The following is a 9904-nucleotide window of genomic DNA, read 5'->3' as shown; positions in this document are numbered from 1 at the left end:
GCTGAACGAGGCGGCCAAGGAGCCGGAGAGCACGGACACCAAGGCCAACGCCTAACCCCTGATCCGGGTCCGGCCGGGGGGGTACCGGCCGGACCCGGATCAGGGGTTAGGCGTTGGCCTTGGTGTCCGTGCTCTCCGGCTCCTTGGCCGCCTCGTTCAGCCGGTCGACCGCGGGCCGGAACCCGTCGGTCACGATCGGGCCCAAGTTCTTCAGGACGACGAAGCCGACCAGCACCCCGGCCACGGTGGCCAGGTCGTCGTTGATGCTGCGGAGGAGTCCGTAGATGGCGAACCCGGCGAGGAGCGTGGCGACGATGACGATGAGGTCGCCGACCGTGCTGATCGCGGTGGCCTTGATCTGCTTGCGGTTCATGCGGGGTTCCTCCCGGTGGTGGCGGCGTGGTCGATGAGGCCGGCGGCTTCGGTGGTGTGGTGGCGGGGGGTGTCGGCGATGGTGTGGGCGTGGAGTTCGCCCAGGTGCTGCACCGTTTTGGCGGTGTCGTCGTCGATGGCGTTGAGTGCGGGGTTGGTGTCGGGGTTGGTGATGTGGACGGCGAGGTGGGCGAGGGCTTCCATGAGGTCGGGTCCGCCGTCGTTGCCGAGGAGCGCCAGGAGCGTCTGCGTGGCCTCCAGCGGCAACCGGCCCTCGGTGGCGGCCTGCTGTGCGGTGTGGATACCGTCCAAGATCTGCTGCACGCCCGGGATCCAGCCGAAGCCGTCCAGATCGGCCAGGCTGTCGTCGAGGCCGGCCATCAGGCGTCGTCCTCATCCGCGTACGCGTCGCTGATCTCTCCGAGGAGGGAGTCGAGGGCGAGGGTGACGGCGAGCTTGCTCACGGCCCGGTCGTTGAGGACGTCCCGGGTGATGGCCACCAGGTCCAGGTCGGCGAACAGGTCGTTGACCTCGTCCCACACGTCGGTGTCGTTCTGGGCGACCGCGTCCGCACCCCACTCCCCCGACGGGATCGTGTCCGGGTTGATGGGGGCGGCCGGCTGGCTGCCGAGGTGGGCGTGCATCGAGTCGACCGCGTCCGCGAGACCTTCCGCCTGCTTCGGCGTCAGGTCGATGCTGTAGCAGTTCGCGACGTCGTTCCCGGTGAGGCCGATCGGGGCGAGGTTCATGCGGACCTGCGGCAGGTCATCGGTCGGGTTGATCGCGGCGAGAAGGTGGACTGCCTCGGCCAGGTGCGCCAAAGCCAGATCGCGAGCCGCCTTGACCGCCTCGCAGAGGGGGCAGTCGGGGACCAGGTGCGGGGTGGCGAGGTGGGAGTGGCCTGCGTCGCGGGCGCTCATCGGGCACCTCCCCGCACGATGACGAGGAACGTGTCGGTGCGGAGGTCCATGACGACCTCGGCGGGCTGGCCGGCGCTACGGCGGTCGGCGGCGAACTCCTCGGCGGGCCAGGAACCGCGGGGGCCTCCGGCGGGGAAACGCTCCAGAACGGTGCGGTTCGGGGTGGACGTGGCGGCCATCAGACGTTCACCGCCTTGGTGCTCACGATGTTCAGGCCGAGCTGGCGGCGGTCTCGGCGCCCCATCGAGGCGGCATTCTCGGCGGCGGCGGCGTCGCTGGCAGCGGTGCGCTCACGGCAGTCGACGCAGTGGATGTTGTGCGCGGCACGGGCCGCGGTGGTGTACCAGTCCTCCGGCAACCGCCGGCCAACCTGGCCAAGCGCCACGTCGGAGGGGTCGGTGACGCTGATGGCCTCGCCGTCGGGGGCGGCCATGTCGATCGGCGTGGCCTCGTCCGAAGCCAGGATGGGGTCAGCGAAGTAGCGCTGACGCTTGGCCCGGTTCGGGTCCATCGTCAGCCGGTTCTGCTCCGCGCAGTACCGGTCGGCCACGATGGGGCTGCCGGTCTCGCCGATCTCGGTGGGCTGGGCCCACCAGCTGGGGGCGATTTCGGTCTCCCGCATGATGCGGAAACCAACGACCTGGCCAAGCGCCACGTCGGACTGGGAGTCGGGGGACCTTGTGCTGTTCGGTCCGATACGGTTTTCCATAGCAGTTCGCTCCTGTTGAGGCGGGTAGCGATCTGTCGGGCCCTTTGGGGTTCCGGAACGGCCTGGGTGTCCAACCACCCGGGCCGTTTTGCGTTTCCGGGGCTCCGTCCTTCCCGACGAACACCAATGTAGCGTCCTCGCGCTCCGAGCGCTAGTGCTCGCGCTCGGAGTTTCTTTCGGCTAATCTCAGGGGTGTACCGCCGCGCCCTTGCAGCGCGGCAGCTAGCGACAGAGAGAGGAGGTCGACCATGCGCGACACCCCCGGGTACGCGGAGATCGCTGAGCACTTCCGGCGGCAGATCCGCGACGGAACACTGAGGCCCGGCGACACCCTGCCGAGCTTCAAGGTGGCAAGCGAGCAGTTCGGCGTGGCACACACGACTGTGAACCGCGCCTACCGGGTCCTCAAGATGGAAGGACTGACGCACGCCAAGACCGGCGTGGGGACAGTCGTATCCAGCCCCGTCAGCAACAACATCGGCACTCGCGTGGCCTTGCACGCGGCTACCGGTAGCGCTCTTGATGGTGGTGAGGAGTCGCGAATTCTAGAGGTCGGAACGACCGGTGCCGACGAGTTGGTGGCGTCACGGCTTGACGTGGCCCCCGGTACGCCCGTGCAGGTACGCCGGCGAGTGGTCAGCCGGAACGGTCTCCCCATCCACCTGAGCAGCAGCTACTACCCGGCCTACGTGATCGCGGTGACTCCCGAGCTGACGGAGCCGGTGTCTACCGGCGCGTCACGGGAGCTTGCAGCGTCACGGCTGGGGGTTGCCCAGGACCAGGTGTTGGAGGAGGTGACAAGCCGTCACGCCACGGCCGCGGAGAAGGAAGTCCTTGGGCTGACCGCGTCCGAGGTTGTCGTGACCCAAGTGGTCCGTACGGTGACGCTGGAAGACGGTCGGATCGTTGAGGTGGCTGTGAAGGTTGCCCAGGGGTCCACGATTCTGCGTTGGACCACGTCGCTTCGACCGCAGGAGTAGAACCTATTACGGCCGACCGCACCCTGCGGCACGGCCGGCCGCCCTACATGCCGTTGCCCTGCGAAGACGTCGGCAGTAGGGAATCCCCACTAGGAGATCCGCCATGACTCTATCGCTGCTTCCCTTGGAGGGAAGTACTCCCCTTGGGGTGCGCCCGTGACCGAGCGCAAGGACCCCGCCTACATCTCGTTCACCGACGCCGCTTCCCTGCTGGTCAGACGCGGAATTGTCGGATCCATGACCCCGCGCGGCCTGCGTCATATGGCCGAATCTCGGAGCCGCAAGGAACCGACCGCGAAGGACCGGTGGCCGTTCGGTGACGGGCCGGGCCAGGAGTCGTATCTGGTGGCGGGCAGGACGCGCATGATGCGCACCGCCCGTCTCCTGAAGTACCTGGAGCGATTCCCGCCCAAGGGCCGCGGTCCGGCCCGACTGGACGACTCCGACCGTTAGACGCATTGGTCGCGTCTCCGACCGCCGTGATCGCAGCCACGGCCCGGAAACGCAAGACGGCCCAGCAGAGAGAGTTCGCAGCTCACTCAAGCGCCAGGCCGTCCAAGCAGCACCAGCGGATTGGATCCGCTGGATCGAAAAGCTTCACCCATCAAAAGCGAGGCTTCATGCCCATGCTAGCGGCACTTCGCAACGTGCCAAGTGCTACCCCTACATGGATCACTCACATGCGACGCTTCCACGTGCCCGCTGTGCTGCGTGCGGGCGGTGCATCGTGAGGGTTTTCCGTGAAGAGGACCCCATGGACAGCGGCTACACCGTCGTGGAGAACGACACGCTGTGGGTCGATCTGAGCTGCCGCGCCCTCGGGCTGCTGGTCCGCTGGCTGAGCAAGCCGGCTGGCGTGGAGGTCGACACGATCCCGGACATCATCACGCGTTCCAGACGCCGCGGGAACAAGCGGATGGAAGGCCGGGACGCTCTCTACACCGCGTCGTACGAGCTGGAGGAAGAAGGGTTCCTGGTCCGTCGGCTGTTCACCAACGAGAAGGGCCAGCACGAGTGGGCGGCGTTCATCCGCAGCCGTCCGGTGCCGCAGTCGGAGCGCTCCAATCCGGCAGATCGCAAGCGCGCGACCGCGAAGAACGGGCGTACGAAGAAGCCTGCCGGACCCAAGCCGGCTACCCCTTCCGAGCGCCCGAGCCCTGGAAACCCGTTTTCGGGCCCGACCAGGAGCGATCCGGCATCATCGCAGGCTAGCCCGAGCCCTGGAAAACCGGATTCGGGTGAACCGGATTCGGAAAACCAGGCTTCCTCTTATCAGTCCTCTCTTCACTCTTCTCTCTCTGGTAACGCCTCTGCCGCAGGTGCTGACGGCCAGGACGGGGAGAGAGAAGCAGCTGCGCAGGAAGACGACACAGCGACGGCGCAGGCCGTTGGTGAGTCGGTGGACGACGTGAACCAGGTCGTCGACGCCTTCGTCGTCGCCTGGATGAGCAACAGGGGCAAGCCCCCTTACCCCAGGCAGATCGCCAGCGTCCGGGAGGACGCCGCCTTCCTGCTGGCCAAGGGCCGGACCGCCAGGAACCTGTGCGGGCTGGCGGCCGACATGGCGCACAAGGGCTGGACGGACCTGGCCCAGCACGCGCAGATGAACCCGGAGGCGTCGGCCAGGCCCACGGTGCAGCGTCGGCCGTGGTGCGGCGAGTGCAACAGCGGCCGGGAGCCGATGTCCGCGGCTGAACGGATGGTGGAGACCGATACCGGTATGGCCAAGTGCCAGTGCCATCCCGGATACGTTCCGCCGCAGCCCGTCCGCAGCTGACCCCTACAACGACGCGAGCGGCAGGGGAGCCCGTAGCAAGGCCCCTGCCGCCGCATGAACCCCTGAACGGAGATTCCCCATGAGCGTACCCGCGCAGACCCGCAGCGGCCCCTCCGAAGTCCTCGAGCGGCGGCCCCTGCACGACCAGGAAGCCGAGCAGTCCGTCCTGGGCGGCATGCTGCTGTCCCAGGACGCCATCGGCGAGGTCGTCGTCGTCCTGAAAGCCGAACAGTTCGCCGCCCCGAAACACGAGACGATCTTCCGGGCGATCCTGGACGTCTACAGCAACGGCGACCCCGTCGACCCGATCACCGTGGCCGACGCCCTCACCAAGCGCGGCGAGATCGGCAAGGTCGGCGGGCCCGGCTACCTGCACGCGCTGGTCCAGACAGTCCCGACATCAGCGAACGCCGAGTACTACGCCGAGATCGTCCACGAGAAGGCAGTCCTGCGCGGCCTCGAGCAGGCCGGCCGCCACATCGCCGCCCTGGCCAGTGCCCAGGAAGGCGAACTCGCCGACATCTGCAACGAGGCACAGACCGCCGTATACACGGCCACCGAGGTCTCCAAGCCCGACGAGGAAGACGTTCCCCTCGGCGACGTCATGGAGAGCATGCTGGACGAGCTGGACCGCAACCAGAACCGCAAGGACGAGATCACCGGCGTCCCCACGGGCCTGCGCGACCTGGACGCCCTCACCAACGGCCTCCAAGGGGGCCAGCTCATCATCATCGCCGCACGCCCCGCCATGGGTAAGACGACCCTGGCCGTGGACTTCGCCCGCTGCTGCTCCATCAAGCACAACCGGCCCAGCCAGATCTTCTCCCTGGAGATGGGCCGCAACGAAGTGGCCATGCGGATCAACTCCGCCGAAGCACGGGTCGCACTGCACCACATGCGCATGGGCACGATGACCGAGGACGACTGGACCCGCCTCGCCCGCCGCATGCCGGACGTCCAGGCAGCCCCGCTCTACATCGACGACTCCCCCAACATCACCCTCAACCACATCCGCGCCCGCGCCCGGAAGCGGAAGGCCAAGGGCGGCCTGGCGATGATCGTGGTGGACTACATCCAGCTCATGGAATCGGACACCCGCACCGAGAACCGGCAGCAGGAAGTCTCGAAGATCTCCCGCGGGTTGAAGCTGCTGGCCAAAGAACTCGACGTCCCCGTCGTGGCCCTGTCCCAGCTGAACCGCGGTCCCGAGCAGCGCACCGACAAGAAGCCCGTGATCTCCGACCTCCGCGAGTCCGGCGCCATCGAGCAGGACGCCGACATGGTCATCCTGCTGCATCGCGAGGACGCCTACGAGAAGGAGTCTGCGCGGGCCGGCGAGGCGGACCTGATCGTGGCCAAGCACCGCAACGGGCCAACCGCCACCATCACCGCAGCGTTCCAGGGACACTACTCACGGTTCGTGGACATGGCGCAGACCTGACCGACCGCGCGCTGCGCCCCGTTCTGAAATAGGAGAGACCCAATGGCGAAGAGCGAGAAGGTAAATCAACTGATGAAGGACCTGGTAGGTGCCGTGGAGGAGGCGGCCGGCCAGTGCAAATCTCCGGAAGATCTACAAGAGGCTGCGAAGCTGGGGCGGTGGCTCATTGCCGTCGCCAACAGGAACCTCGGCATGGCCGTCATCGCCTACGCCAACAACGGCTCGGTTCCGGGTCCCCCGCGCGGCAGCTTTGCCGCCCGGGCAGCTGACCTGCTTGAGCAAGAAGGACTCCATGATGACCAGCTGACCGACAACCTGGCCCACGTTCTGCAACTCCAACGTGCCACTCAGTTCGCGTACAAGCACGTCATCAACCCACAGGACGCCTCATGAGCAACGTAGAAGCTCTCGCTAAGCAGCTCCTCAAGGATCTAACGCTCAGCCAGCGTGCAGAACTGATCGAACGGCTCCTGCGGCCAGGGGGCATCGACGATGCCGATCTGTCGCCCCGCGACGCGGGGATCGCGTGCTCAGCGGGCATGTCCGCTCTATCGAGGTCTCTGAACAAGTCGATGCTTCCTCATACGGCTCTTGACCAGCTGGGAGAAGCGCTCTTCTACGGCCTCGACACCTTCACCAGCGCCTTGGATCGCGCTACCAATTACGCTGAAGGCAGCCGCGGACACGGCCCGCATAGCCGATGGGAACGGGCAGCGTTCGACGCATTGAACCTCCGAGATCACGTGGCCGCGGCTGTCCGCGACAGCCATGAGTGGGCGGACAGCGCCCCTTCATACGTCGACTGAGGATCTGATCCGCGACAGCGCTCCCAGGCTCCGGCTTGGGAGTGTCGCGTCAGGTGGGCGGGATCTTCCAGTGCTCGGCACGCCGGCACGCCCAATCCCGGGTCTCGTCGCACGGACAGGCCGATCAGGACGTCACCAAATACGGCCGCAGCCACGGGCCGCGGCCGTTCGCGGATCACGGTTCGGCGAAACCTCTGCCTCGCCCCCGCCTGGTGGCGCATCATGCGCTTCACGAGCCGCACCACCCCGGGGGAACCGTATGCGCCGCACCGTCACCGCCCTGCTCCTCACCACCCTCACCCTGACGGCATCCGGCTGCGGGAGCAGCAACGAGGCCGACGACAAGCCGTCAGCGAAAGCCACCGTGACCGTCACAGCCACACCCACAGCAACGCCCTCGCTCAGCCAGGCCGAGACCAGCCGCCTGTGCACTGTCGCCGTATCCGAAGCCGCACCCGGGTGGGAGGACTGGAACTTCAGCCCCGGCGCCTGGCAGGACGATCCGCGGACACCGCCGGTATGCCAGGGCCTGGCGGATGAAGAGTTCCCGCCCCGGGGGAATCGGGCGTTCATGGACGCGCTGATCGACGGTTTGGAGCTGGCGGACGATCCGCGCGCCGATCAGTAGGCGACCTGGCGTTCCGGGGGTACAGGGGGAACGGTTCGTCTGGGGGCCGGGACGATGGACGTACGCCCCGCCCGCCAAAGGAGCCGACGCCGTGACCGACCTCAGCCCCTGGGTTCCCAAGCACGGACCGCGAACGGCTGGCCAGCAGCTCTGCGCCTACACCCCCACCGGCCGCGAAGAGGACTACTGCAACAGGCCGGCCACCTGGCACGTCATGTGGGACGGCGACCTGGACAACAGCTTCACCTGTGATCAGCACATGGAACTGATCAAACGCCGGTGGATGTACGACGACCGGCACCCGGTGGTTGCCGACTGCGGCATGCCGGGGGCGTTGTGGAAGTACAACGAAAATCGCTGCGAGTTCCCGCCCACCCTGGTCCAGGTTGGAGCCGCTCGTCAGGACGTGACCGCGTCAGCAAGCGCAGACATCTCCTCCACCACCACATCGGATAGATCAACCGGAGGCCCGAACAGCGGCTGGACCGAAGGGCCGTCGGAGTAATCGTCGTCCCAGTCCGCGTCGTCCGTCGGTTCCTGCGCTTCGTATCCCATGGACGCATGATGCTTGGCGAGCTGTGTCTGGTGTCGGCGACCCGCCGGATAGCCTGGCGGGGACCGTTGCCGGAAGGACCCCCATGCCGAAGACCACGCACGTCACGTGCACCCAGTGCCAAACCACCGACCCGATCCCGGACAACCGGGACCATACCGAACTCTGGGCTGCGGGATGGCGGTGGCTGGGATCCCAGGGCCTGTTCTCGTGCCCGTCCTGCCCGCCCGTGGTCGTGGTCACCGGTGACGGCCGGCATCTTCGGGGACCTGGCACAGCAGCTCGGGCTGCGTCGTTGGCCTGACCGGGGCACCACCCGCGGGGGTCCGGTGTCATGGTGGGGTGTCCCGGCTTGCCGGGCACTTCCGGAAAGCGCCCCCAAGACCGTCCTCTGCGGTAGGGGAAGAGCTGGTGAAGCCCTCGGCAGTCCACGCCGGGGGCTTCTTCGCGTCCGAATACCGGCGGATTGTCAGTGCGCGCTGCCATGCTGGACGCCTGCCGACAACCGCTGGAAGGACCCCTCAGTGCCTGCATGGAACGTTCACACCCTGGTCTCCGTCGACGCCCTGTACGACCGGGAGAACGCCTCCGACGGCCGGTCCCGGTACGGCGCCTATATTCGGCAGAACGCCAGCCTGTTCCGTGACGCCTGGACCGATACGCCCCGCCCCGTCCAAGACCCGGGCGAGTTCGCCGTCCACGCCTGGGCCGTCGCCACCGGCCCCATCATGGCCCCCGGGTACGTACGCACCCGCCCCGACCTCCACCGGGTCACCCTGCACCGGGACGACTACGACGGAGCCCTCTACGCCCAGATCGTGGTCCCGCTGCGCCACGGCCACATCAGCGACAGCAGCCGGCACTTCCCGTACGCATGGCAGGACTGGCAGGAGGACCGCTCCTGGGAGGACAACGGCGGCTACTCCGGGCTCCGCGAACCCGAGCCCGGCAAGAGCCCGTCGGTCCTGGCCACCGCCACCGTCCGAGTCCCCGGCCACGACTGGCCCGGCCTGATCGTCCCCAGCGCCTACGAGGGCGCCACCCTGGTGCGGGAGGCCCAGGAGGCTGTCGCCGCGGTCGTTGTGGCCCTCAATGCGGAGGCGGCACCCATCGTGGCGAAGATCCTCGGGGACCATCGGTGAGGTGTTAGCCGGCGTCAGGCTGGTGGAGGGCGGGTGCCTGCGGGTGCCCGCCCTTTTCGTGTGTCAGGGATCCCGCCACTTCCATGGCTAAGCAATGGAATATGGGTTAGAGTGTGAACGGAGGGAACGCCCCGGGCACCCCAACACCCCGCCCGAATCCACGCAACCCTCCCCCCGGACACCCGCACAAGCAGGGAGCCCCAGATGACCCACACCAACACGAGCAAGCAGCAACCCATGGACACCGCCGACTTCTTCCAGCCCGGCACCACCTACAAGCGCGGACGCTGGCTGTTCCAGTGCCTTGCTGTTGCGCCGAGGCCCCTGAGCAAGGAGCTGCGCGCCGCCGGATTCCTCTACCGCCCCACGGGGCAGGACACGGTCACCGGGCTCGACCTGGCCGACTGGGAGCACGGCGAATGGAAGCCCGCGCCCGAGTGCCCCCACTGCGCAGCTCCGGCGGACGCCTCCGGCTGCCACATCCCGGAGCACGACCCGCGATGCCCTACCCGCGACCCGCACTTCTGACCCAGCCCGCCCGGCCCTTCGGGGCCGGGCCTCGCCCTTTCTCTTAAA

Annotated in this window: 15 protein-coding genes; 10 read left to right on the top strand and 5 right to left on the bottom strand. The window is 67.6% G+C overall.

Features of this window, described 5'->3' with window-relative positions:
• Nucleotides 1-106: 106 nt before the first annotated feature.
• The 5 genes from P1P75_RS35765 to P1P75_RS35745 are packed head-to-tail and all read right to left on the bottom strand — an operon-like array spanning nucleotide 107 to nucleotide 2001.
• Complete coding sequence (locus P1P75_RS35765; protein WP_319263350.1) at nucleotides 107-373, bottom strand: hypothetical protein; 267 nt, start codon at nucleotides 371-373, stop codon at nucleotides 107-109.
• The gene (locus tag P1P75_RS35760; protein WP_319263348.1) at nucleotides 370-753 is read right to left on the bottom strand and encodes a hypothetical protein; all 384 of its coding nucleotides are present in this window, start codon (nucleotides 751-753) and stop codon (nucleotides 370-372) included. Before P1P75_RS35760 ends, P1P75_RS35765 begins: the two co-directional genes overlap by 4 nt.
• On the bottom strand, nucleotides 753-1292 hold the full coding sequence (locus tag P1P75_RS35755) for a hypothetical protein (RefSeq protein WP_319263346.1): 540 nt from the start codon (nucleotides 1290-1292) through the stop codon (nucleotides 753-755). Before P1P75_RS35755 ends, P1P75_RS35760 begins: the two co-directional genes overlap by 1 nt.
• Nucleotides 1289-1471, bottom strand: coding sequence for a hypothetical protein (locus P1P75_RS35750; RefSeq protein ID WP_319263344.1), 183 nt, complete (start codon nucleotides 1469-1471; stop codon nucleotides 1289-1291). Before P1P75_RS35750 ends, P1P75_RS35755 begins: the two co-directional genes overlap by 4 nt.
• Nucleotides 1471-2001, bottom strand: a complete 531-nt coding sequence (locus P1P75_RS35745; protein ID WP_319263342.1) for a hypothetical protein — start codon at nucleotides 1999-2001, stop codon at nucleotides 1471-1473. The genes P1P75_RS35750 and P1P75_RS35745 overlap by 1 nt, the downstream gene beginning before the upstream one ends.
• Before the next feature lie 248 nt (nucleotides 2002-2249).
• Between P1P75_RS35745 and P1P75_RS35740 the strand changes: the two genes are divergently transcribed.
• The 10 genes from P1P75_RS35740 (at nucleotide 2250) to P1P75_RS35695 (ending at nucleotide 9856) form a co-directional block, all read left to right on the top strand.
• Nucleotides 2250-2981: a GntR family transcriptional regulator gene (locus P1P75_RS35740; protein WP_319263341.1), complete on the top strand. Its 732-nt coding sequence runs from the start codon at nucleotides 2250-2252 to the stop codon at nucleotides 2979-2981.
• A 156-nt stretch (nucleotides 2982-3137) separates the two neighbouring features.
• Nucleotides 3138-3434 carry a hypothetical protein gene (locus tag P1P75_RS35735; protein ID WP_319263339.1) on the top strand — a complete coding sequence of 99 codons (297 nt, stop codon included), beginning with the start codon at nucleotides 3138-3140 and terminating at the stop codon, nucleotides 3432-3434.
• Nucleotides 3435-3735: 301 nt separating this feature from the next.
• Nucleotides 3736-4758, top strand: a complete 1023-nt coding sequence (locus P1P75_RS35730; RefSeq protein ID WP_319263337.1) for a hypothetical protein — start codon at nucleotides 3736-3738, stop codon at nucleotides 4756-4758.
• A gap of 79 nt (nucleotides 4759-4837) precedes the next feature.
• On the top strand, nucleotides 4838-6199 hold the full coding sequence (gene dnaB, locus P1P75_RS35725; RefSeq protein ID WP_319263335.1) for a replicative DNA helicase: 1362 nt from the start codon (nucleotides 4838-4840) through the stop codon (nucleotides 6197-6199).
• A gap of 42 nt (nucleotides 6200-6241) precedes the next feature.
• Nucleotides 6242-6592, top strand: coding sequence for a hypothetical protein (locus P1P75_RS35720; RefSeq protein ID WP_319263334.1), 351 nt, complete (start codon nucleotides 6242-6244; stop codon nucleotides 6590-6592).
• Nucleotides 6589-7005, top strand: a complete 417-nt coding sequence (locus P1P75_RS35715; protein WP_319263332.1) for a hypothetical protein — start codon at nucleotides 6589-6591, stop codon at nucleotides 7003-7005. Before P1P75_RS35720 ends, P1P75_RS35715 begins: the two co-directional genes overlap by 4 nt.
• A gap of 259 nt (nucleotides 7006-7264) precedes the next feature.
• Entirely contained in the window at nucleotides 7265-7633 is a 369-nt protein-coding gene (locus tag P1P75_RS35710; RefSeq protein ID WP_319263331.1) for a hypothetical protein, read from the top strand.
• A 91-nt stretch (nucleotides 7634-7724) separates the two neighbouring features.
• Nucleotides 7725-8138, top strand: a complete 414-nt coding sequence (locus P1P75_RS35705) for a hypothetical protein (protein WP_319263329.1) — start codon at nucleotides 7725-7727, stop codon at nucleotides 8136-8138.
• 572 nt (nucleotides 8139-8710) lie between these two features.
• The gene (locus tag P1P75_RS35700) at nucleotides 8711-9328 is read left to right on the top strand and encodes a hypothetical protein (protein WP_319263327.1); all 618 of its coding nucleotides are present in this window, start codon (nucleotides 8711-8713) and stop codon (nucleotides 9326-9328) included.
• 204 nt (nucleotides 9329-9532) lie between these two features.
• Entirely contained in the window at nucleotides 9533-9856 is a 324-nt protein-coding gene (locus P1P75_RS35695) for a hypothetical protein (RefSeq protein ID WP_319263326.1), read from the top strand.
• The last annotated feature ends 48 nt before the right edge of the window (nucleotides 9857-9904 follow it).

Origin of the sequence: Streptomyces sp. ID05-39B, from assembly GCF_033794725.1 — a bacterium.
Classification (GTDB): domain Bacteria; phylum Actinomycetota; class Actinomycetes; order Streptomycetales; family Streptomycetaceae; genus Streptomyces; species Streptomyces bobili.
The sequence above is the reverse complement of the archived record's forward strand: the minus strand, read 5'-3'. Positions and strand labels throughout refer to the sequence as shown.

What these genes read in the sequence shown, in the direction of transcription:
- P1P75_RS35745 (WP_319263342.1), bottom strand. Translation starts at nt 2,001, where the DNA reads ATGGAAAACCGTATCGGACCGAACAGCACAAGGTCCCCCGACTCCCAG.
- P1P75_RS35710 (WP_319263331.1), top strand. Translation starts at nt 7,265, where the DNA reads ATGCGCCGCACCGTCACCGCCCTGCTCCTCACCACCCTCACCCTGACG.
- P1P75_RS35765 (WP_319263350.1), bottom strand. Translation starts at nt 373, where the DNA reads ATGAACCGCAAGCAGATCAAGGCCACCGCGATCAGCACGGTCGGCGAC.
- P1P75_RS35715 (WP_319263332.1), top strand. Translation starts at nt 6,589, where the DNA reads ATGAGCAACGTAGAAGCTCTCGCTAAGCAGCTCCTCAAGGATCTAACG.
- P1P75_RS35720 (WP_319263334.1), top strand. Translation starts at nt 6,242, where the DNA reads ATGGCGAAGAGCGAGAAGGTAAATCAACTGATGAAGGACCTGGTAGGT.
- dnaB (WP_319263335.1), top strand. Translation starts at nt 4,838, where the DNA reads ATGAGCGTACCCGCGCAGACCCGCAGCGGCCCCTCCGAAGTCCTCGAG.
- P1P75_RS35695 (WP_319263326.1), top strand. Translation starts at nt 9,533, where the DNA reads ATGACCCACACCAACACGAGCAAGCAGCAACCCATGGACACCGCCGAC.
- P1P75_RS35755 (WP_319263346.1), bottom strand. Translation starts at nt 1,292, where the DNA reads ATGAGCGCCCGCGACGCAGGCCACTCCCACCTCGCCACCCCGCACCTG.
- P1P75_RS35730 (WP_319263337.1), top strand. Translation starts at nt 3,736, where the DNA reads ATGGACAGCGGCTACACCGTCGTGGAGAACGACACGCTGTGGGTCGAT.
- P1P75_RS35740 (WP_319263341.1), top strand. Translation starts at nt 2,250, where the DNA reads ATGCGCGACACCCCCGGGTACGCGGAGATCGCTGAGCACTTCCGGCGG.
- P1P75_RS35760 (WP_319263348.1), bottom strand. Translation starts at nt 753, where the DNA reads ATGGCCGGCCTCGACGACAGCCTGGCCGATCTGGACGGCTTCGGCTGG.
- P1P75_RS35750 (WP_319263344.1), bottom strand. Translation starts at nt 1,471, where the DNA reads ATGGCCGCCACGTCCACCCCGAACCGCACCGTTCTGGAGCGTTTCCCC.